The organism is Kitasatospora mediocidica KCTC 9733, from assembly GCF_000744225.1.
Taxonomy (GTDB): Bacteria; Actinomycetota; Actinomycetes; order Streptomycetales; family Streptomycetaceae; genus Kitasatospora; species Kitasatospora mediocidica.
On the sequence record NZ_JQLN01000007.1, the window covers coordinates 1,078,571 to 1,099,545 of the forward strand.

General features: G+C 71.6%; 22 protein-coding genes and 1 pseudogene. 11 read left to right on the plus strand and 12 right to left on the minus strand.

Going from position 1 to position 20,975, the window contains the following annotated elements:
* Window positions 1-91 precede the first annotated feature (91 nt).
* Complete coding sequence (locus BS80_RS35030) at window positions 92-520, plus strand: GntR family transcriptional regulator (RefSeq protein ID WP_051967597.1); 429 nt, start codon at window positions 92-94, stop codon at window positions 518-520.
* Here the strand turns inward: BS80_RS35030 and BS80_RS35035 are convergent, their stop codons facing one another.
* The 4 genes from BS80_RS35035 to ctaC form a co-directional block, all read right to left on the minus strand.
* Window positions 521-1,816, minus strand: a complete 1,296-nt coding sequence (locus tag BS80_RS35035; RefSeq protein ID WP_232246760.1) for a L,D-transpeptidase — start codon at window positions 1,814-1,816, stop codon at window positions 521-523.
* Window positions 1,817-2,034: 218 nt separating this feature from the next.
* A complete protein-coding gene (locus tag BS80_RS35040) occupies window positions 2,035-2,451 on the minus strand; it encodes a cytochrome c oxidase subunit 4 (RefSeq protein ID WP_035805605.1) in 417 nt (138 codons plus the stop codon).
* Entirely contained in the window at window positions 2,451-4,181 is a 1,731-nt protein-coding gene (gene ctaD, locus BS80_RS35045) for an aa3-type cytochrome oxidase subunit I (protein ID WP_408607473.1), read from the minus strand. Before ctaD ends, BS80_RS35040 begins: the two co-directional genes overlap by 1 nt.
* Before the next feature lie 56 nt (window positions 4,182-4,237).
* Entirely contained in the window at window positions 4,238-5,086 is an 849-nt protein-coding gene (ctaC, locus tag BS80_RS35050; RefSeq protein WP_035805608.1) for an aa3-type cytochrome oxidase subunit II, read from the minus strand.
* A 337-nt stretch (window positions 5,087-5,423) separates the two neighbouring features.
* On the opposite strand from ctaC, the gene BS80_RS35055 reads away from it, so the two are divergent.
* Entirely contained in the window at window positions 5,424-6,827 is a 1,404-nt protein-coding gene (locus BS80_RS35055; RefSeq protein WP_035806839.1) for a cysteine desulfurase/sulfurtransferase TusA family protein, read from the plus strand.
* On the opposite strand, the gene BS80_RS35060 is transcribed toward BS80_RS35055, so the two are convergent.
* Window positions 6,820-7,794: a carbohydrate kinase family protein gene (locus tag BS80_RS35060; protein ID WP_035805611.1), complete on the minus strand. Its 975-nt coding sequence runs from the start codon at window positions 7,792-7,794 to the stop codon at window positions 6,820-6,822. The two genes, BS80_RS35055 and BS80_RS35060, sit on opposite strands and share 8 nt — an antisense overlap.
* A gap of 223 nt (window positions 7,795-8,017) precedes the next feature.
* On the opposite strand from BS80_RS35060, the gene BS80_RS35065 reads away from it, so the two are divergent.
* Window positions 8,018-8,236 (plus strand): hypothetical protein, encoded by a 219-nt coding sequence (locus BS80_RS35065; RefSeq protein ID WP_035805614.1) that lies wholly within the window; start codon window positions 8,018-8,020, stop codon window positions 8,234-8,236.
* Between the two features lie 106 nt (window positions 8,237-8,342).
* Window positions 8,343-9,029, plus strand: coding sequence for a hypothetical protein (locus tag BS80_RS35070; RefSeq protein ID WP_035805616.1), 687 nt, complete (start codon window positions 8,343-8,345; stop codon window positions 9,027-9,029).
* A gap of 73 nt (window positions 9,030-9,102) precedes the next feature.
* Here the strand turns inward: BS80_RS35070 and BS80_RS35075 are convergent, their stop codons facing one another.
* A complete protein-coding gene (locus BS80_RS35075; protein ID WP_035805618.1) occupies window positions 9,103-9,456 on the minus strand; it encodes a HesB/IscA family protein in 354 nt (117 codons plus the stop codon).
* A 238-nt stretch (window positions 9,457-9,694) separates the two neighbouring features.
* Between BS80_RS35075 and BS80_RS35080 the strand changes: the two genes are divergently transcribed.
* Complete coding sequence (locus BS80_RS35080) at window positions 9,695-10,567, plus strand: GNAT family N-acetyltransferase (protein WP_035805620.1); 873 nt, start codon at window positions 9,695-9,697, stop codon at window positions 10,565-10,567.
* 19 nt (window positions 10,568-10,586) lie between these two features.
* Here BS80_RS35080 and BS80_RS35085 read toward each other — a convergent pair whose 3' ends face one another.
* The 3 genes from BS80_RS35085 to BS80_RS35095 form a co-directional block, all read right to left on the minus strand.
* Complete coding sequence (locus tag BS80_RS35085; RefSeq protein WP_035805622.1) at window positions 10,587-11,933, minus strand: pyridoxal phosphate-dependent decarboxylase family protein; 1,347 nt, start codon at window positions 11,931-11,933, stop codon at window positions 10,587-10,589.
* Between the two features lie 175 nt (window positions 11,934-12,108).
* On the minus strand, window positions 12,109-12,573 hold the full coding sequence (locus BS80_RS35090; RefSeq protein ID WP_035805624.1) for an Lrp/AsnC family transcriptional regulator: 465 nt from the start codon (window positions 12,571-12,573) through the stop codon (window positions 12,109-12,111).
* Between the two features lie 70 nt (window positions 12,574-12,643).
* Entirely contained in the window at window positions 12,644-13,570 is a 927-nt protein-coding gene (locus tag BS80_RS35095) for an NADP-dependent oxidoreductase (protein ID WP_035805626.1), read from the minus strand.
* A gap of 160 nt (window positions 13,571-13,730) precedes the next feature.
* On the opposite strand from BS80_RS35095, the gene nadA reads away from it, so the two are divergent.
* On the plus strand, window positions 13,731-14,924 hold the full coding sequence (gene nadA / locus BS80_RS35100; RefSeq protein ID WP_035805627.1) for a quinolinate synthase NadA: 1,194 nt from the start codon (window positions 13,731-13,733) through the stop codon (window positions 14,922-14,924).
* 69 nt (window positions 14,925-14,993) lie between these two features.
* On the opposite strand, the gene pspAA is transcribed toward nadA, so the two are convergent.
* Together pspAA and BS80_RS35110 are read right to left on the minus strand one after the other, a co-directional pair.
* Window positions 14,994-15,287 (minus strand): PspA-associated protein PspAA, encoded by a 294-nt coding sequence (gene pspAA / locus BS80_RS35105; protein WP_035805630.1) that lies wholly within the window; start codon window positions 15,285-15,287, stop codon window positions 14,994-14,996.
* 32 nt (window positions 15,288-15,319) lie between these two features.
* On the minus strand, window positions 15,320-16,153 hold the full coding sequence (locus BS80_RS35110; protein WP_232246761.1) for a PspA/IM30 family protein: 834 nt from the start codon (window positions 16,151-16,153) through the stop codon (window positions 15,320-15,322).
* Window positions 16,154-16,417: 264 nt separating this feature from the next.
* Here BS80_RS35110 and BS80_RS35115 point away from each other — a divergent pair, with 264 nt between their 5' ends.
* Both BS80_RS35115 and BS80_RS35120 read left to right on the plus strand, forming a co-directional pair.
* Entirely contained in the window at window positions 16,418-17,017 is a 600-nt protein-coding gene (locus BS80_RS35115) for a DUF3043 domain-containing protein (protein ID WP_035805635.1), read from the plus strand.
* Between the two features lie 272 nt (window positions 17,018-17,289).
* On the plus strand, window positions 17,290-18,009 hold the full coding sequence (locus BS80_RS35120; protein WP_198045718.1) for a class I SAM-dependent methyltransferase: 720 nt from the start codon (window positions 17,290-17,292) through the stop codon (window positions 18,007-18,009).
* Window positions 18,010-18,028: 19 nt separating this feature from the next.
* Here BS80_RS35120 and BS80_RS35125 read toward each other — a convergent pair whose 3' ends face one another.
* Complete coding sequence (locus tag BS80_RS35125; protein WP_035805637.1) at window positions 18,029-18,229, minus strand: hypothetical protein; 201 nt, start codon at window positions 18,227-18,229, stop codon at window positions 18,029-18,031.
* A gap of 115 nt (window positions 18,230-18,344) precedes the next feature.
* Between BS80_RS35125 and cobU the strand changes: the two are divergent.
* The 3 genes and pseudogenes from cobU to BS80_RS35140 form a co-directional block, all read left to right on the plus strand.
* Window positions 18,345-18,911 (plus strand): annotated as a pseudogene (gene cobU, locus BS80_RS35130) (bifunctional adenosylcobinamide kinase/adenosylcobinamide-phosphate guanylyltransferase); the annotation flags it as partial.
* A 25-nt stretch (window positions 18,912-18,936) separates the two neighbouring features.
* Complete coding sequence (locus tag BS80_RS35135) at window positions 18,937-20,055, plus strand: nicotinate-nucleotide--dimethylbenzimidazole phosphoribosyltransferase (RefSeq protein WP_035806848.1); 1,119 nt, start codon at window positions 18,937-18,939, stop codon at window positions 20,053-20,055.
* Window positions 20,056-20,058: 3 nt separating this feature from the next.
* A complete protein-coding gene (locus BS80_RS35140) occupies window positions 20,059-20,811 on the plus strand; it encodes an adenosylcobinamide-GDP ribazoletransferase (RefSeq protein ID WP_232246762.1) in 753 nt (250 codons plus the stop codon).
* The last annotated feature ends 164 nt before the right edge of the window (window positions 20,812-20,975 follow it).

The window sequence follows — 20,975 nt, forward strand, 5'->3', positions numbered from 1 at the left end:
CCCCTGAGCTGACTACTCGCCACCTGAGGGCCCCCGTCCGGCACTGCCGGACGGGGGCCCTTGGCGTTTCACCGGCGCGGACCGCGCGAGAATGACCCGATCAGATCTCGTCGCCGACCCCTTGAGGAGGCTCCCCACCGTGCAGCTGAGCATGGACCACTCCGCCGCCACTCCCCCGTACGAGCAGCTCCGCTCGCAGATCGCCGAGCAGGCCCGTTCGGGCGTGCTGCCGGCCGGACTGAAGCTGCCCACCGTCCGGGCGCTGGCCGAGCAACTGGGGCTGGCCGCCAACACGGTGGCCCGCGCCTACCGGGAGCTGGAGGCCGACGGCGTGGTGGAGACCCACGGCCGGCGCGGCACCCTGATCGCCGCCGCCGGCGACAGCGCACACCGCCTGGCGGCCGCCGCCGCCACCGAGTTCGCCGAACGGGCCGAGCGGCTGGGTGTCACGCGCGACGAGGCCCTGGCGGCCGTGAGCGGCGCGCTGGACCTCGTCTACGGGCGGAGCGGGCGGGGCTGATCAGACCTGCGGCCGGAGCGTGGCGGTGGCCGCGGCGACGGGCGTGGGGCTGGTGGTGCTGATCTCCTTGCCCAGCGCGCTGCCCTTGACCCAGTCCGCCCAGTCGAGGTTCCAGTCGCCGAAGCCGTTGCCGAACGGCTCCATGGTGTGGCCCTTGCTGTTGACCACCTGGACGATGTCGCCCACCCGGGTCTGCTGGAAGAACCACTCGGCGTTGTCGGTGCTCATCCCGGTACAGCCGTGGCTGACGTTCTCCACGCCCTGCGAGTTCACCGACCAGGGCGCCGCGTGCACGTACTCGCCGCTCCAGGTCACCCGGGTGGCCCACTCCACCTTGAGGTCGTACGCCTCGCTGCTGCCCTTGGCGATGCCGATGGTCTCGCTGCTCATCTGCACCTCGCGCTCCTGACCGAGCACCACCTTGATGCCGTTGCGGGTGTCGAAGCCGGGCTTGCCGGTGGTCACCGGGATGGTGTTGACCACCTCGCCGTTGCGCTTGAAGGTCAGCTCGTCGGTCGACGCGTCGACCAGCGCCTCCACCCGGTCCCCGGTGTGGAAGGCGACCCGGCTCGGCGCGCCGCCGTACGTCCCGTCCGTGCCGATCTGGCGGCCCTGGGTGTCGAAGGTCAGCCGCACCGAGGCATTGGCCGGCCAGTACTGCTGCGGCCGGAAGTGCAGGTTCTTGTCGTCCACCCAGTGCCAGGCACCCGTCACCGCGGGCTGCGAGAAGACCGTCAGGCCCTGCTCCACCTGCCGGCGCGCGGCGGGGTCGGTGACCGGCTGGGAGAGCTGGACGGTGAGCGGCTCGCCCACGCCGTAGACGTCGCGGCCGAGGTCGGGGCCCAGTGCCGCGGTGAGCAGCCGGTCGGCGGGCTTGGTGCTGACGTCGGCGGTGGTCTCGCCTCGGGCGCCCTTGTCGTCGGCGGCGGCGATCCGGGCGGTGTAGTGGGTGGCGGGGGCGAGGGGTGCGGTGCTGTGCCAGCCGTGCCCGTCGCTGTCGAGTGCCCCGGCCACCACGGTGCCGCTGGGACCCTTCAGGGTGACGTCGGTGATCTTGTCGCCCGGCTTGGCGGTGACCGTGAACGGCTTGGCGGGGTCGGCGTTCGCGACGTCGGAGGTGTTCACCAGGGTGGCCGCGTTGACGGCGCGCGGCGGCTTGCCGCTGCCGTCCTGCCCCCCGCCGTCCGAGCAGCCCGCGAGTGGGCTCAACACGAGTGGCGCCAGCGCCAGCCAGGCCGGCAGCGTGCGGTGCCGCCCCGTCCCGTTCTCTCGACCTGCTGCGCGTGTGCCGGCCACCGGAGCCTCCTGGGGGGTTTCGGGCCTGTCCGAGAGCTGGTCCTGAGTTCGCGTCGGGTCCCCGACACTGGCTCTCGATCGTAGGAACATCAGCGCATCCCGACCGGCCGGACGCACGCCGCAGCGCCCGGCCGAGTGAACGCCCCACCCGGTGAGCCCAACAAAAATGGCAGGACCCCTCCGAAGAGGGGTCCTGCCGTCAAGCGGGCGAACCGTACCTACTGGTTCTGGTTCTCGCCGCGGTAGAACTCGAAGGTCCAGCCGAACAGGCCGATCAGGATGACCGGGATCGACCAGAACATCAGCCACCAGCCGAAGACCACGCCGAGGAAGGCCAGCGCACCGCCACAGGCGAGCGAGAGCGGCTGCCAGCTGTGCGGGGCGAAGAAGCCCTGCTCGCCGGCGTCGTCGGAGACCTCGGCCTCGGGGTTGTCACCGGCACCGAGGTCCACCCGGCGGGCCGTGAAGCCCAGGTAGAACGCGATGAAGGCGCACAGGCCGAAGGCCAGGAAGAGCGCCGTGGTACCGGCGGCCTCCGTGCCGTGCGAACTGTGGGTGGTCCACACGCCGTAGGTGATGGCGCAGGCCAGGATGAAGATGGCGAAGCCCGCGAAGATCTTGCCCTGTTCCTTCATCAGGCGTCGCCCTCCTTCTTGCCCTTGGTGGTCAGCTCAGGGGTGTCGTAGACGGCCGGCGTGACGCCCTCGAAGTGCTTGGCCGGGTGGCCGTGGAACTCCAGGTAGTCCAGCGCGGCGATGTCCGGGTGGTGCAGGTCGAACGCCGGGGATTCCGAACGGATCCGGGGCAGCGTGAGGAAGTTGTGCCGCGGCGGCGGGCAGGAGGTCGCCCACTCCAGCGAACGGCCGTAGCCCCACGGGTCGTCGACCTCCACCTTCTCCCCGTACTTGGCGGTCTTCCAGACGTTGTAGAGGAACGGCAGGATCGACAGGCCGAGCAGGAAGGAGCCGATGGACGAGACGGTGTTCAGGGTGGTGAAGCCGTCCGAGGGCAGGTAGCTGGCGTAGCGGCGGGGCATGCCCTCGGCGCCGAGCCAGTGCTGCACCAGGAAGGTGGTGTGGAAGCCGATGAACAGCGTCCAGAAGGTGATCTTGCCAAGGCGCTCGTCGAGCATCTTGCCGGTCATCTTCGGCCACCAGAAGTGGAAGCCGGCGAACATCGCGAAGACGACGGTGCCGAAGACCACGTAGTGGAAGTGGGCGACGACGAAGTACGAGTCCGAGACGTGGAAGTCGATCGGCGGGGAGGCGAGCAGGACGCCCGTCAGACCACCGAAGAGGAAGGTCACCAGGAAGCCGACCGTCCAGAGCATCGGGGTCTCGAAGCTCAGCGAGCCCTTCCACATGGTGCCGACCCAGTTGAAGAACTTCACACCGGTCGGGACCGCGATCAGGAAGGTCATGAAGGAGAAGAACGGCAGCAGCACCTGTCCGGTGACGTACATGTGGTGCGCCCACACCGTCACGGAGAGGCCGGCGATCGCGATGGTGGCGGCGATCAGGCCGGAGTAACCGAACATCGGCTTGCGGCTGAAGACCGGGATGATCTCCGAGATGATGCCGAAGAACGGCAGCGCGATGATGTACACCTCGGGGTGACCGAAGAACCAGAAGAGGTGTTGCCAGAGCAACGCCCCGCCGTTGGCCGGGTCGAAGATATGTGCCCCGAATTTCCGATCCGCCTCCAGCGCGAAGAGCGCGGCGGCGAGCACGGGGAAGGCCAGCAGCACCAGCACGGCGGTCAGCAGGACGTTCCAGACGAAGATCGACATCCGGAACATCGTCATGCCGGGAGCGCGCATGCAGATGATGGTCGTGATGAAGTTGACCGCACCCAGGATCGTGCCGAAGCCGGAGAAGGCCAGACCCATGATCCACATGTCGGCGCCGACACCCGGCGAGCGGACGGCGTCGGACAGCGGCGAGTAGGCGAACCAGCCGAAGTCGGCCGCGCCCTGCGGGGTGAGGAAGCCGCCCACCGCGATGGTGGAGCCGAACAGGTAGAGCCAGTAGGCGAACATGTTCAGACGCGGGAAGGCCACGTCGGGAGCGCCGATCTGGAGCGGCATGATCCAGTTCGCGAAGCCGGCGAAGAGCGGCGTCGCGAACATCAGCAGCATGATCGTGCCGTGCATCGTGAATGCCTGGTTGAACTGCTCGTTCGTCAGGATCTGGCCGTTGGGCTGGGCCAGCTGGGCGCGCATGACGAGGGCGAGGATGCCACCGATCAGGAAGAACGCGAACGACGTACCGAGGTACATCGTGCCGATCGTCTTGTGGTCGGTGGTGGTCAGCCACTTGATGATGGTGGAACCCGGCTTGCGGGTGCGCTGAACGCCCCCGCCCACCCTGACGGCGCCCCCGGATGCCCCGCCGGCAGCGGCGGGCTCATTGAGGATGGTCACTATTCACTTCCCATGGTCGTGATGCCCGAAGGCACCGCGCCTGCCTGGCCACTGGCCCGGAGCTGCTGCAGGTGGTTCATGTACTCGTCGTGGGTGACGACCTTGACCTTGAAGAGCATCTTGTCGTGGTTCACGCCGCAGAGTTCCGCGCACTTGCCGTCGTAGGTGCCCAGCACGGTCGGGGTGACCTCGAACTTGTTCACCACGCCCGGCACGACGTCCATCTTCATCATGAAGTTGATGGGCCAGAAGTCGTGGATCACGTCACGCGACGTCAGCCGGAACTGGACCGACTCGTTGACCGGCAGCCAGAGCGTCGGCATGTCCTGGGGAGTGCCGACGTCGTAGGCCGCGGTCGTGCTGGTCGGGTCCGGGGTCTCGGTGTTCTCGTAGTTGAACGCCCAGCTCCACTGGAAGCCGACCACGTTGACGAAGTGCTGCGGCTTGGCCGACACATGCGTCAGGCGCGACTCGTCGCGAGCGACGAAGTAGAACAGCACCGAGACGATGACGATGGGGACCGCGGTGTAGAGCGCCTCGATGGGCACGTTGTACCGGGTCTGCGGAGGGATCTGGATACCGGTGCGGCTGCGCCGGTGGAAGATCACACTCCAGATGATCAGACCCCACATCAGTACGCCGACCACCAGCGCCGCGATCCAGGAACCCTGCCACATCTGGAGGACGAGATGTCCGTCCGTGGTGACGGGGCTGGGGAGGCCAAGCCTGGGCAGGTCGTTGGCCGAGCAGCCGGTAGCGGTCGCGATGACGAGGCCCAGTGCCAGCGCCTGAGGCAGCTTCCGCCGCATCGTGCGCCGCGGCGAGCGGTCGGAGCCGTTGGGACTCACGTAGCGCCTTCCCGAAGTCTCGCCCGCGATCGCGTCGTCCCGAGGAGTGCTTCGCCTCCCCGGCGACCCGCCCACGGGCACGGTTTGAATGCTTATGCGGGCCAAACCCTACTCCAGCCTTATGCGGACCTGACGAGCAGGTCCCGGTAACGCGCCGTCCGCCTACCCGATCAGCCCCGGCAGGCGTGGACTCGCAGGTCACGGCAGGCATTCGGGGTCCATTCACCCGATCAGGGGACGGCAGCGAGGCGTCTGGGTGACGGATCGTCGGGTGCGGACGAAGCGGACAAATCAGGTGCTCAGCTGACGCGCAGTGAGACCCGGCTACGGTGTCGTCGTGCCCTACTTCGACGCGGCCTCCACCGCTCCCCTGCACCCGGTCGCGCGCCAGGCGCTGAACGCCGCCCTGGACGAGGGCTGGGCGGACCCGGCCCGGCTCTACCGCTCCGGCCGGCAGGCCCGGATGCTGCTGGACGCGGCCCGCGAGACGGTGGCCGAGGTGCTCGGCGCGCGGGCCGACGAGGTGTCGTTCACCACCAGCGGCACCCAGGCCGTCCAGCTGGGGATGCTCGGCGCACTGCGCGGGCGCCGCCGCACCGGGCGCCACCTGCTGCATTCTGCGGTCGAGCACTCGAGCGTGCTGCACACCGCCGAGCTGCACGAGGCGGACGGCGGGTCCGTGGACGTGGTGCCGGTGGACCGCTCGGGCCGGGTCCTGGTCGAGCGCTTCGCGGTCCGGCCGGACACCGCGCTGGCCGTCCTGCAGTCCGCCAACCACGAGGTCGGCACGGTGCAGCCGGTGGCCGAGGCGGCCGAGCGCTGCGGCACGGTGCCGCTGCTGGTGGACGCGGCGCAGAGCGTCGGGCGGCTGCCGGTGCCGGACGGCTGGTCGCTGCTGACGGCCAGTGCGCACAAGTGGGGCGGGCCGCCCGGGGTCGGGGTGCTGGCCGTCCGCAAGGGCGTCCGCTTCTCGTCGGTGCTGCCCGCCGACGAGCGGGAGAGCGGCCGGGTGCCCGGCTACGTCAACGTGCCCGCGATCGTGGCAGCCGCCGCCTCACTGCGGGCGGTGCGGGCGCAGGCCGAGCAGGAGAACGCCCGGCTGCACGCGCTGGTGGAGCGGATCCGGACCCGGGTGCCGCAGCTGGTGCCCGAGGTGGAGGTGGTGGGCGACCCGGTCCGCCGGCTGCCGCACCTGGTCACCTTCTCCTGCCTCTACGTCGACGGGGAGGTGCTGCTGACCGAACTCGACCGGGCCGGCTTCGCGGTCTCCTCGGGCTCCTCCTGCACGTCCAGCACCCTGACGCCGAGCCATGTGCTGGCCGCGATGGGCGTGCTGACCGAGGGGAACGTCCGGGTCTCGCTGCCGCAGGGCACCCCGGCCGAGGAGGTGGACCGCTTCCTCGCGGTGCTGCCCGACCTGGTCGCCGCGGTCCGCGCCCCGCTGGGCCTGGACCTGCCGGCGCCTGCGGGGGCCGGTGTGGCGGCCGGGGCCGCGCAGGAGGGCGTCCTGGTGATCGACGCGCTGGGCAAGCGCTGCCCGCTGCCGGTGATCGAGCTGGCCAAGCGGCTCGGCGAGGTGGCGCCGGGCGGCGAGCTGGTCGTCCTCGCCGACGACGAGGCGGCCCGGCTGGACATCCCCGCCTGGTGCGCGATGCGCGAGCAGGAGTACCTGGGCGAGGCCCCGGCCGCCGGCTACGGCGCCGACCGGGGCTTCGCCTACCGGGTCCGCAGGCTCAGCTGAGCTGGGCGCGGACCTCGGCGGCAGCGTCCTCGCCGTAGGCGGCGGCGAAGCGCTCGACGAAGGTCGCGGCGCGCAGCTCGTACTCCTGGGTGCCGACGGTCTCGATCACCAGGGTGGCCATCATGCAGCCGATCTGGGCGGCGCGCTCCAGGCCGAGGTCCCAGGACAGGCCCGCCAGGAACCCGGCCCGGAAGCCGTCGCCGACGCCGGTCGGGTCGGCCTTCTGCTTCTCCTGGGCGCAGGCCACCAGGATGTCCTCCTCGCCCTTGCGCGAGATCCGCACGCCCTTGCTGCCCAGGGTGGTGATCCGGGTGCCGACCCGCTCCAGGATCTCGGCCGCGGCCCAGCCGGTCTTGCTCTCGATCAGCGCGGCCTCGTACTCGTTGGTGAAGAGGTACGCGGCGCCGTCGACGATCTCGCGGATCGCGTCACCGTCCAGGCGGGCCAGCTGCTGCGAGGGGTCGGCGGCGAAGGCGTAGCCGCGGGTGCGGGCCTCCTCGGTGTGCCGGACCATCGCCTGCGGGTCGTCGGCGCCGATCAGCACCAGGTCCAGGCCGCCCAGCCGGTCGGCGATCGGCTTCAGCTCGATGTAGCGGGCCTCGGCCATCGCACCGGTGTAGAACGACGCGATCTGGTTGTGCTCCTCGTCCGTGGTGCACATGAAGCGGGCGGTGTGCCGGGTCTCCGAGATGTGGACCGACTCGGTGTCCACGTTGTGGCGCTCCAGCCAGCTCCGGTACTCCTCGAAGTCGCCGCCGGCCGCGCCCACCAGGACCGGGCGCAGGCCCAGCACGCCCATGCCGAAGGTGATGTTCGGCGCGACCCCGCCGCGGCGGATGTCCAGCGTGTCGACCAGGAACGACAGGGAAACCGTGTGCAGCTGCTCGGCGACCAGCTGGTCGGTGAAGCGGCCGGGGAAGGTCATCAGATGGTCGGAGGCGATCGAACCGGCGACGGCGATGCGCACGAAGGCTCCTCGGTAGGGATGGCAGGCCATGGGGACAACCCCCCTACGGTAGCCGTCGCCCCCGCTGTCAAGGCACCGTGATCGAAAGATGTCCGAATTGACGACTACCTGCGGGTAGGCCTGGCCCGGTCCCGGAAGGCGGCCTAGGGTCGCGATCAGAGGGGCTCGTCGTAGCCCCCAGGCCCGCGGCGACGAGGCCGCGGCGGCGATCGGAGCCCATGCCATGCTGCCCAGCCACACCCCCGTCCAGGTCCCCAGCGCCCTCAAGGGCGAGGCCGACCCGGACACCCTGGACGCCCTGCTCGACTCCTCCCGTCGGCTCGGCGCGTTCTGGCCGCCGCTGGCCACCGGGCCGCAGCCCGCCAGCCGGCCCAGCGGTGGCATCTCGGTGCCCGCCCGCACCCGGGACCTGGTGGCCGGCATGGCCGAGTTCGGCCTCTGAGGCGCTCCCCGCAGACCCCGGGGAACCGGATTCCTCCGTGACACGTCACATCCGCGCAGCCACAGCTGCCCGTCAGGAATCCGCAGACTCTGGAGGACGTCGCACCATGGACGACAAGACCGCAGCCGAGCCGCTCGCCCACCCCGCCGTCACCGGTGCCGCGGCGGGCGGACCGCGCGGACGCCGACGGCGTGCGCTGGCGGCCGGTGCACTGCTGCTGGCGGTCGCGGCGGCTGTCACCGGCTGCAACGCCAAGACGAGCACGTCCGCCGCCGGTAGCCCCACGCCGTCCGCCCCGGCCGCGCCCAGCACCCCCGCGGGGTCGCCGACGACCGCGCCGTCCACCGCGGCCGGGGCGCCGACCACAGCCCCGCCCGCCGCGGGCGGCGGCGGGACGGGCACGTCGTCCACCCCCGCCGCGCCCACCCGGCCGGCCAAGCCGAGCTCGCCGCCGCCGGCCGGCACCGGGACGGCGCCCGACCTGCCGAGCCACCTCAAGCCGAACAACTACCTGACCACCGGCAACCAGCTGACGGTCTTCTTCTTCGGCGGTGTGTGCGACAAGTACGGGCTGAAGACCGACGAGAGCAAGGCCGGCCAGGTCGGCGTCAGCGTCGTGATCACCGAGAAGGCCCCGGCCGGCCAGGTCTGCCCGGCGCTGGTCAAGCAGCAGGGCGTCGAGGCCACCCTCTCCCACCCGCTCCAGGGCCGGGCCGTGGTCGACCTGGACACCGGCGCGAACGTCCCGCTGGAGTCGGTGCCGAACGGCGGCCCGGTCAGCGCCGCGAACTGACCCACCCGCGATACGCCGAAGGCGGCCCCCGGAAGTCTCCGGGGGCCGCCTTCGGCGTATGTGCTGCGAGCGACTAGCTGAACGAGTCGCCGCAGGCGCACGAGCCGGTCGCGTTCGGGTTGTCGATCGTGAAGCCCTGCTTCTCGATGGTGTCGACGAAGTCGACCGTGGCGCCGCCGAGGTACGGGGCGCTCATCCGGTCGGTGACGACCTTGACGCCGCCGAAGTCCTTCAGGACGTCGCCGTCGAGCGAGCGCTCGTCGAAGAAGAGCTGGTAGCGCAGGCCCGAGCAACCGCCGGGCTGCACGGCCACGCGCAGCGCGAGGTCGTCGCGACCCTCCTGCTCCAGCAGGCCCTTCACCTTGGCCGCGGCTGAGTCGGTAAGGAGCAGACCACTCTCGACGGTGGTCTCGTCCTGGACGGTCATCTCGTTACTCCCGGTCTGTGACGACAGTTCTGCCGCCGGTGCCAACCAACGGTTGCCCGGATTGATTCCGGGCGGTGATTCTGTGCGCGGACGATTGTCCACGCGGCCCCACCCGTCCATGCTCGCACACCGCAGGACCGCGGTCACGGTTCGGCGACCGTGCGGACCAGTGCCGCCGATCACCTCGCGATTCGCGCAACCGGCCGCACGGGCCCGTGCCGGGCGCCAGGATGGGCCCATGATCCTGCGCCAGGTCCGTGACACCCCCGCCGACGCCGCAGCCGTCCGGGAGATCGCCAATGCCGCCTTCCGGGCCCTTCCCGGGGCCGGTGACCTGCCTCCGCAGAGCCCGGCGGAGATCACCGCGCACCTCGCCCGGACGAGGCATCTGGCGGTCACCGACCCGGAGGGCTGCTGGCTGGCCGAGGAGGGCGGCCGGACGGTCGGGTTCGCGCTGTCGATGCGGCGCGAGGGCCTGTGGATGCTGAGCCTGTTCGCGGTCCTGCCGCAGGCCCAGGGCAAGGGCATCGGGCGGCTGCTGCTGGAACGGGCCGCCGCGCACGGCCGGGGCTGTCTGCGCGGGATGATCTGCGCCTCCCCCGACCCGGGCGCCGCCCGCCGCTACCGGCTGGCCGGGTTCACCCTGCACCCCACCATGAAGCTCTCCGGGCGGGTGGACCGGGCCGGTCTGCTGGACGCCGGCGACATCCCCGTGCACCCCGGCAACGCCACCCACAAGCACCTGCTGGACTCGGTGGACCGGCGGCTGCGCGGGGCCGCGCACGGGCCCGAGCACGACTTCATGCTGGCCCACTACGACGAGCTGCTGATCGCCGACACCCTGGCCGGCAGCGGCTACTGCTACCGCGTCGGCGGTGCCGTCAAGCTGGTCGCCGCCACCTCCAAGCGGCTGGCCGTCCGGCTGCTGCGCGAGGCGCTGGCCCGGGTGCCGGACGGCACCGACACCAGGGTCGAGCACCTGACCGCCGAGCAGGAGTGGGCGGTGGACGTCGGCCTGGAGCTGGGCCTGACCCTGGAGAGCAGCGGCTACCTGGCGCTGCGCGGGATGAAGCCGCCAGCCCCGTACCTGCCGAGCGGCGGCTTCCTCTGAGCGGACTCGGATGAGCGGCTCAGACCATCGTGTCGAGGATCTCGCGGACCATGTCCATGGTGGTGCCCGGGTGCAGGAAGGCGAAGCGGGCGACCGTCTCGCCGTCCCAGCCGGTCGGGGTGACGAAACCGATCTGGTCGGCCAGCAGCTTCTGCGACCAGGCGTAGTAGTCCTGGTCGGTCCAGCCGGTGCGGCGGAAGCAGACGGCGGAGAGCTGCGGGTCCTGGAGCAGCTCCAGGTGCTCGGTCTCGCGCACCAGCTGGGCGGTCTCCCGGGCCAGCGCCAGGCCCTCCTCGATCGCGTCGGTGTAGGCCTGGGTGCCGTGCACCGCGAGCGAGAACCAGAGCGGCAGGCCGCGGGCCCGGCGGGTGAGGTGGTAGGCGTAGTCGGTGGGGTTCCACTCGTCGCCCTCGTGGTGCAGGACGTCCAGGTAGGAGGCGTCCTGGGTGTGCACGGCCTTGGCCAGCTGCGGCTCGCGGTAGAGCAGCGCGGCGCAGTCGAAGGGCGCGAAGAGCCACTTGTGCGGGTCGACGACGAAGGAGTCGGCGTGCTCGATGCCGTTGTAGCGCTCGCGCACGGAGGGGGCGAAGAGGCCCGCGCCGCCGTACGCGCCGTCGACGTGGAACCACATGCCGCGCTCGCGGGTGACCTCGGAGAGGCCCGCCAGGTCGTCGATGATGCCCTCGTTGGTGGTGCCGGCCGTGCCGACGACCGCGATCACCGTCTCGGGGTGCGGGTCGGCGGCCAGCGCGGCGCGCAGCGCCTCGCCGGTGAAGCGGCGGTCCACGGTGGGGACCTTGAAGGCCTCGACGCCGATGATGTTGAAGGTGTTCTTGACCGACGAGTGCACCTGGTCGGCCACCGCCACCCGCAGCCGCGTCTCGGGGCCCACGCCCAGCTTGCGGCGCGCCACGTCGCGGGCGACCACCAGCGCGGACAGGTTGCCGGCCGAGCCGCCGGAGACGAAGGTGCCGCCGGCCGAGGCGGGCATCCCGGCACGGTCGGCTATCAGCCGCAGCACCTGGTTCTCGGCGGCGATCGCGCCGGCCGCCTCCAGCCAGGAGATGCCCTGCAGCGAGGCGCAGGAGACCACCATGTCGAAGAGCAGCGCGGCCTTGGTCGGGGCGCACGGGATGAACGAGAGGTAGCGCGGGCTGTCCGCGGAGATCACCGCGCGGGAGAGCTCGTGGTCGTAGAGCTTGAGCACGTCGGCGGCCGGGTTGCCGTGCTCGTTCAGCAGGCCGGCCAGGTGGCTGCGCAGCTGCTCGCCGTCCCCGGGGTGGTCCAGCGGGACCGGGTCGTACTGCAGGCGCTCTCGCATGTAGCCGAAAACCAGGTCGACGAGCTCGTTGTCGGGCTGGTGCATACGGTGCGGTGCTGCGGTCACGGTCCGGGCCTTTCGATCGGGCTGAGGCCGGCTGAGGCCTGTCGATCAGCCTAGGCAGCGGGGGCGTGCGCCCGCGCGTCGGAATGCGCCCGACCAGGCAGCTTTCGAGCGTGTTCGACCGGTGGGACGCAGGAATCCTGCGCGGCCGTGAGGGTCAGCCGATCAGCCGCGACAGCACCACGGAGCTGCGGCTGCGCTGCACGCCGGGCTCCTTGCGGATCCGCTCGATCACGGCCTCCAGATGGCGGGTGTCGGCGGCTCTCAGGTGGACCAGCGCGTCCGGGTCGCCGGTCACCGTCCAGGCCGCGACCACCTCGGGGAACTGCCGCAGGCTGGCCAGGATCTCCTCGGGCGCGGTGCGCTCGCGGCAGTACACCTCGACGAAGGCCTCGGTCTGCCAGCCGAGCATCGCCGGGTCGAGGACGACGGTGAAGCCGCGCACCACCCCGCGCGCCCGCAGCCGGTCGATCCGGCGCCGCACGGCGGTGGCGGAGAGGTTGCTGAGCACCCCGATGTCCGCATACGAGGCCCGCCCGTCCCTGGCCAGGTGGGCCAGCAGCAGGCGGTCGGTCTCGTCCAGGGAGACACCGGCCGGTTCGGGCGGTCGGGTGGTACTCATCGGTGCGGGGTCTCCACGAGATCGGGCCGGGGCGGTGGGGGTGTGCTCCCATTCTGACGACATCCGCCGATCAGTCCACCATCAGCACGATCTTGCCTCTGGTCCGTCCCTCCGCGCTGAGCGCCTGCGCCGAGGCGGCCTGGGCCAGCGGGAAGGTGGAGGCGACGGTGACCCGGACCTTGCCCGTCTCGACCAGCTCGCCCAGCGCCGCGAGGTCGGCGCCGTCCGCGCGGACGAAGACGTAGTGGCCACCGGCCGCCAGCACCTCGTGGTTGGCGACCGAGGCGATCCGGGACGGGTCGGCGACCAGGCCGAGCGAGACCTCCACCGCGTCACCGCCGACCAGGTCGTAGGCGGCGTCGACGCCCTGCGGCGCCAGCGCCCGGACCCGCTCGGCCAGCCCCTCGCCGTACGCCACCGGCTCGGCGCCCAGGCTCCGCAGGTAGGCGTGGTTGCGCTCACTGGCGGTGCCGATCACCCGGGCGCCCAGCGCCGCCGCGATCTGCACCGCGAAGCCGCCGACACCGCCGGCCGCGGCGTGCACCAGGACGGTCTCGCCGGCCCGCACCCGCAGCGCCTTGACCAGGCCCTGGTAGGCGGTCAGCCCGGCCAGCGGCAGACCGCCGGCCTGCGCCCAGTCCAGCGAGGGCGGCTTACGGGCCAGGCAGCGGACCGGCGCGGAGACGAGTTCGGCGTACGTGCCGTGCTCGACGGCGTCCTTGCGGACGTAGCCGATCACCTCGTCACCGGGCCGGAACTCGGTGACGGCCGGGCCGACCCGTTCCACCACTCCGGCCATGTCCCAGCCCATCACCAGCGGGAAGTGCACGTCCATGACCGCGTCGAGATACCCCTCGCGGACCTTCCAGTCGACCGGGTTGACCCCGGCCGCGCGTACCCTGACCAGCACCGAGTCGGGGCCGACCTTGGGATCGGGGAGTTCGACGTACTCGACGGCCTCCGGGCCGCCGTACTGACGTATCGCGATTGCCTTCATGACCCCAGCGAACACGACCGGTCCACCGACGTCCTGTCGAGCGGATCGCGTCACATCGACACGATGGCCATCGTCAGAGTGACGCGAACGCGTTATCATAGATAATGTCAGAAAGACGAGAAGGCTGGGAACCTCCGGCCGCACAGGAGGGCACCCGCCCGTGACCACCACCGTTGAGATTCCGTCCGTCGGAGGGTTCGCCGAGCCGAGCCAGACGCCGCTCGCTCTGCTGCTGCTCGGCCGCCAGGCCGATCCGAACAGCGAGCGGGGCGTCGAGTGCCCCGGCGACCTGCCGCCCGCCTCCGACCCGGACCTGGTCGAGCGCGCCCGCGCCGCCAAGGCCGCGCTCGGGGACCGCGTCTTCATCCTGGGGCACCACTACCAGCGTGACGAGGTCATCGAGTTCGCCGACGTCACCGGTGACTCGTTCAAGCTGGCCCGCGACGCCGCGGCCCGTCCGGAGGCCGAGTTCATCGTCTTCTGCGGCGTGCACTTCATGGCCGAGTCGGCCGACATCCTGACCGGCGACACCCAGCGGGTGATCCTGCCGGACCTCGCCGCAGGCTGCTCGATGGCCGACATGGCCACCGCCGAGCAGGTCGCCGAGTGCTGGGACGTGCTGGCCGAGGCGGGCATAGCCGACGTCACCGTGCCGGTGGCGTACATGAACTCCTCCGCCGACATCAAGGCCTTCACCGGCAAGCACGGCGGCACCATCTGCACCTCCTCCAACGCCAAGCGCGCCCTGGAGTGGGCGTACGAGCAGGGCCAGAAGGTGCTCTTCCTGCCGGACCAGCACCTGGGCCGCAACACCGCCGTGCGCGATCTGGGCCTCTCGCTGGACGACTGCGTGCTCTACAACCCGCACAAGCCGAACGGCGGCCTGACCGTCGAGCAGCTGCGGAACGCCAAGATGATCCTCTGGCGCGGGCACTGCTCGGTGCACGGGCGCTTCACGCTGGACTCGGTCAACGAGGTCCGCGAGCGGATCCCGGGCGTGAACGTCCTGGTGCACCCGGAGTGCCGGCACGAGGTCGTCGCCGCCGCCGACCAGGTGGGCTCGACCGAGTACATCATCAAGGCGCTGGACGCCGCCGAGCCCGGCTCCAAGTGGGCCGTGGGCACCGAACTGAACCTGGTCCGCCGGGTCGCCAAGGCCCACCCGGACAAGGAGATCGTCTTCCTCGACAAGGCTGTCTGCTTCTGCTCGACGATGAACCGGATCGACCTGCCCCACCTGGTGTGGACGCTGGAGTCGCTGGTCGAGGGCCGGGTGCCGAACGTCATCACGGTGGACCCGGAGACCGAGAAGTACGCCAAGGCCGCGCTGGACCGCATGCTGGCCCTGCCGTAGCGGACGAGCACGTATGAGGGGCGGCGCACCGACCGGTGCGCCGCCCCTCTCACGTCTGCTGTTCGGGCCCTACTCCGGAAGACCGGGGATGAGCCCGTCGCCCTCGGTCCGCAGCAACTCGCGGACCTGGTCGAGGGTGGCGCCGTCGTCCGGCAGGATCAGCTCGGACGGCTCCAGGGAGTCGTCCGGCAGTGGAGAACCGACCTCGCGGACCGCCGTGAGCAGACTGCCCAGGGCGGTGCGGAAAGCGGTCTCGTCGCCTGAATCCAGAGCGGTGAGCAGCTCGTCGTCGAGCTGGTTCAGCCGGTTCAGGTGCTCGTCCGCAACCTGGAACTGACCCTCACCCATGATCCTCATGATCATGCTGGCGTTTCTCCCTGCTGTCGACGGGCCGCTTACTTGTGGTAATTGATGGTGGGCGGAGTGTCCTGCGGAGCGCCACCCTGCTGACCACCGTGCTGGCCGCCCTGCTGGGCCGCGCCGCCGTTGCCCTGCTCGATCGCGGCCGGGCCCGAGGACCCGCCGCCGAGCTCGGCCTTCATCCGGGCGAGCTCCAGCTCGACATCCGAACCGCCGGCCACCCGCTCCAGCTCGGCCTCGATGTCGTCCTTGCGCCCGAGGCCGCTGGAGTCGTCGAGAGCGCCGGAGGCGAGCAGCTCGTCGATCGCGCCGGCCCGGGCCTGCATCTGCGCGGTCTTGTCCTCGGCCCGCTGGATCGCGAGGCCGACGTCGCCCATCTCCTCCGAGATCCCGGAGAAGGACTCCGCGATCCGGGTCTGCGCCTGGGCAGCCGTGTAGGTGGCCTTGATGGTCTCCTTCTTGGTGCGGAAGGCGTCCACCTTGGCCTGCAGCCGCTGGGAGGCGAGCGTCAGCTTCTCCTCCTCGGCCTGGAGCTGCTGGTACTGCACCTCCAGATCGTTGATCTGCGACTGCATCGCCGACTTACGGGTCAACGCCTCACGGGCGAGGTCCTCGCGGCCCAGCGACAGTGCCTTGCGGCCCTGGTCCTCGTACTTGGACGACTGCTGTTGCAGCTGAGTCAGCTGCAACTCCAGGCGCTTGCGCGACGTGGCAACGTCGGCCACGCCCCTGCGCACCTTCTGCAGCAGCTCCAGCTGCTTCTGGTACGAGTAGTCGAGCGTCTCTCGCGGATCTTCTGCACGGTCCAAGGCCTTATTGGCCTTGGACTTGAAGATCAGCCCCATACGCTTCATGATTCCGTCGCTCATGGGCCTCGGGTGCCCCCTTCTCCGGCCTGCGGTTTCTATCTCGTACCAAATCTAGTGCGAGTGTAGTTGCAGCGTGCCATCCACCGCAGTACACCGGCCTGCTACAAGACTGCTACGGATATCGCCGCGCGACGTCATCCCGTGGGTGGATGCGCAGGTGGGCCCCCCGTCAGGGTGTCCCCTGAGGAGCGCCCGGGCAGATCGATACGGGTTTGGGTCCTCCACCACCCAGAGTCCACCTGGACCAGCACGTAGGCTTGTGGTGTGTTCCGACGCCGTTCAGATGATGCCCCCTCCTCCGCCACTGCGCTGGCCGAGCAGGATGACGCGACCCAGGCCCGCGATCCGCAGGCCAAGAAGGGCCGCCCGACACCCAAGCGCAGCGACGCCGAGGCCAACCGCCGCACCCGCGTGGTCGTCCCCAAGGACCGCAAGGAGGCCGCCAAGCAGTCCCGTGAGCGGCTGCGCGGCGAGCGCGAGAAGCAACGGGTCGCGCTGATCAACGGTGACGAGCGGGCGCTGCCCGCCCGTGACAAGGGCCCGGTCCGCCGGTTCGCCCGCGACTACGTGGACTCCCGCTGGTCGCTGGCCGAGTTCTTCCTGCCCTTCGCCGTGATCATCCTGATTCTCAGCGTGGTCCGGGTGCCGGCCCTGCAGCTGCTCTCCACGGTGCTCTTCCTGCTCTTCTTCGTGCTGGTCGTGCTGGACTTCCTGCGCCTGGGCTTCGGCCTGCGCAAGCAGGTCGCGGAGCGGTTCCCGAACGAGAACAGCCGCGGTGCCGTCGGCTACGCCCTGATGCGCATCCTGCAGATGCGCCGGCTGCGGCTGCCGAAGCCGCGGGTGAAGCGGGGCGAGCGCCCCTGACCGCCGAGCCGCTGCCGTACGGCTGGTCCCCCGCCGCGCAGGGGCCCGGTCTGTACGCGCTGCCCGGGCAGGCGGCCGGCGGGCACGACCAGCGCACCGCCTACGACCAGCGGGACAGCTATCCGGAGTACGACCAGCGGGCCGGCTACGACCTGGCGCCGTACGACCGGACCGGCCACGGCCGGGTGCCGGCCCGCAGCGGTTCGTTCGCGGGCGGCGCCGGAGCATGGCTGGACCGGCAGGGCGGGCTGCGCAACCTGGTCCGCCAGGAGATGGTGGCCCGGCAGCTGGCCGAGCGGATCGGTACGCACTTCGGCGAGCGCGCCACCGCCGCGCCGCTGCGGGTGCTGGACGTCGGCTGCGGCCAGGGCACCCAGGCGCTGCGGCTGGCCCGGGCCGGCCACCTGGTCACCGGCCTCGACTCCGACCCGGTGACGCTCGGCGCGGCCCAGGCGCAGCTGGCGGCCGAGCCGCCGGAGGTGCGCGAGCGGGTCCGGCTGCTGGGTGGCGACGGCCACCAGTGCGGCCGCTGGTTCGGCGCCGGCAGCTTCGACCTGGTGCTCTGCCACGGCGTGCTGATGTACCTGCCGGACCCCGATCCGATGATCGCCTCGCTGGCCCGGATGCTGGCCCCCGGCGGGCTGCTCTCGCTGCTGGCCCGCAACGGGGACGCGCTGGCCATGCGAGCCGGGCTGACCGGCGACTGGCGGGCCGCCCTGCAGGCGTTCGACAACGACCACTACGCCAACCGGCTGGGCCTGACCGCACGCGCCGACCGGTTGGCGGACCTGGCCCGCACGCTCTCCGAGGTCTCCGTGCCGCTGCGGCACTGGTACGGCGTACGGGTCTTCACCGACGCCGCCCCGGACCACGCCGCGCTGCCGGTGGACGGGCGCCAGCTCGCCCAGCTGCTGGAGGCCGAGGAGCGGGCCGGACGCGAGGACCCGTACCGGCAGGTCGCCGCGCTGCTCCACCTGGTGGGCACGAAGTAGCTCCGTGCCCACTCGGGCGTCAGCTCTCGCGCAGGCTCATCGTGTAGATCTCCCGGCCGTCGTCCAGCAGCGCCACCTTCTCGATGCCCTGCTCCAGGAGCTGCTTCCACTCCTCGCCGATCCAGGACTCCGCGTCGCCCTGCCCGGGGAAGTCCTCGGCCTCCTCGGCCGGGGTGATGACCGAACCGTCCGCCGCCTCGTACCGCCACGTCCACGCCATGCCCGGCTCCTCCCTCGGAAATGCTTGAGCGCAGGCTACCGCCCCTGCCCAGACTCTCAGGCTGCCCTGAGGCGATCGGCGTCAACCGCGCTCGGGCAGGATGGTGGCCATGGCACGCACTCTGATCCTCGGTGGCGCCCGGTCCGGCAAGTCCACCCGGGCCGAGCAGCTGCTGCTCGACCACCCCGACGTCTGCTACGTCGCGACCAGCGGCAACCGGGACGGCGACGGCGAGTGGGCCCAGCGCGTCGCGCTGCACCGCGAGCGCCGTCCGGCGAGCTGGCGGACCGTCGAGACCTGCGACCTCCCGGCGGTGCTGGCCGACCGCTCCGACTCCGCGCCGGTCCTGATCGACTGCCTGGCGCTCTGGCTGACCGCCGCGATGGACGAGGCCGACGCCTGGGACGACCGCGCCTGGGCGGCCGGCGCCGAGCAGGCCGTGCAGGCGCGCTGCGCCGAGCTGGCCGAGGCCTGGCGGCTGACGGAGCGCCAGGTCGTGGCCGTCAGCAACGAGGTGGGCATGGGCGTGGTGCCGGGCACCGCCGCCGGCCGCCGGTTCCGCGACGCCCTGGGCCGGCTGAACATGGCGATGGCGCAGGAGTCCGACCGGGTGCTGCTGGTGGTGGCGGGGCAGGTACTCGCCATCAAGGAGCTTGCGGGCCCCGGCCACCGGACAGCGTGAGCACCGGTTGGTAATGTTCGCCACGATGGACACCACCGTGGATCTCGATACCTTCGCCTCGCTCGTCGAGCGCCCCGACGACGCGGCCCGCCGCGCGGCCGAGGAGCGCTGGCTCGACCTGGACAAGCCCCGCGCCGGTCTCGGCCGGCTGGAGGAGCTCGGCAGCTGGCTGGCCTCTGTCCAGGGACAGTCCCCGGTGCGGGCGATCACCGCTCCCAAGGTGCTGCTCTTCGCCGGCGACCACGGCGTCGCCTCGCTGGGGGTCTCCCGGATGTCCGCCGAGGGCGGCACCGCCCGGCGGGTGCACGCGGTGCTCGACGGCAGTGCGCCGGTGGCCCGGCTGGCCCGCCGGTTCGGCGCGGACGTGCGGGTGGTCGACCTCTCGGTGGACGCGGACCCGGCGGACTTCCCCGCCGAGGTCGTCCGGCACCGGGTGCGGCGCGGCTCCGGACGGATCGACGTCGAGGACGCGGTGACCCTGGCGGAGGCCACCGCCGCGTTCGCGGCGGGCATGGCGGTCGCCGACGAGGAGGCCGACCTCGGCACCGACCTGGTGATCCTCGGCGACCTCGGCGTCGGCTCGACCACGGTGGCCGCCGTCCTGATCGGCGCGCTCTGCGGCACCGACGCCGCGGCGGTCTGCGGGCGCGGCTCGGGGATCGACGACAAGGTGTGGATGGTCAAGTGCGCCGCGATCCGCGACGCGCTGCGGCGGGCCCGGCCGGTGCTCGGCGACCAGCTCGCGCTGCTCGCGGCGACCGGTGGCGCGGACTTCGCGGCGATCACCGGCTTCCTGCTCCAGGCCGCGGTGCGCAAGCTGCCGGTGGTGCTGGACGGCGTGGTCTCGGCGGCCTGCGCGCTGGTCGCCCAGCGGGTCTCGTTCCGCGCGCCGGAGTGGTGGCGGGCGGGTCTGTTGACCGGTGAGCCGGCCCTGGCCAAGGCGTACGACCGGCTGACCCTGACCGCGCTGCACGACCAGGAGATCACCATGGGCGAGGGCGTCGGCGCGCTGATGGCCCTGCCGATGCTGCAGGCGGCCTCCGACGCGCTGGCCGAGCAGGGCTCCGCCGGTCCGGCCGCGCCGCTGCTGCCGAAGGAGCCGGCCAAGCTGCCCACCGCGCTGGAGCTGCTGGGCAAGGGCTGAGTGGTGCTGCACGGCCTGCGCTTCGCCTTCGGCACGCTCTCCGTCCTGCGGGTCCGGGTGGATCGCTGGGACCGGGCCTCCGCCGGGCGGGCGATGCTCGCCGCGCCGCTGGTCGGCGTGGTGCTCGGTGTCCTCGCCGGCGCGCTGGGCGCCGTCGCCGCCTGGCGCGGCGCCCCGCTCCTCGCCGCCGTCGCCTCGGTGGCCGCGCTGGCCGCGCTCACCCGGGGGCTGCACCTGGACGGCCTGGCGGACGTCGCGGACGGCCTCGGCAGCGGCAGACCGGCCGAGGACGCCCTGCGGATCATGAAGCAGTCCGACATCGGCCCGTTCGGTGTACTGACGCTCGTTCTCCTGATGTTCGCTCAGATCGCCTGCCTGGAAGCCCAGTTCGCGCACTCCGCCGCACGTGGCGCGCTGGCCGTACTGGCCGCGGCGGTGACCGGCCGGTGCGCGCTCGGCTGGGGGTGCCTGCGGTCGGTGCCCGCCGCCCGCCCCGGCGGTCTCGGGGCGATGGTGGCCGGCACGGTCTCCCCCGCCGGCGCGACCGCCGTCTCGCTGCTCAGCGCCGTCGCCCTCGCCCTGCTCGGAGCGGACCCGCGCTACGCGCTGTCCCTGACGCTGGGTCTGCTCGCCGCCTGGCTGCTGCTGCGCCGCTGCGTGCGCCGCTTCGACGGCATCACCGGTGACGTGCTGGGCGCGATGACCGAGACGGCCGCCGTATTCTGCCTGATCGGGCTGACTCTCAGCCGCCGCTGAGCGCCCTCTCGTTCAACGAGACCGCAGCTGTCACACTGCGATGAGCTGCCATGACGCTGAAGCACACCCGTCGGTCTCCCGCAAGGACCGGGGGCAACACAGTCCCAACATGCGGACTACCATGCGGGGAAGCACCGTAGCCCTGCGCCGTCATGGCGGAGCAC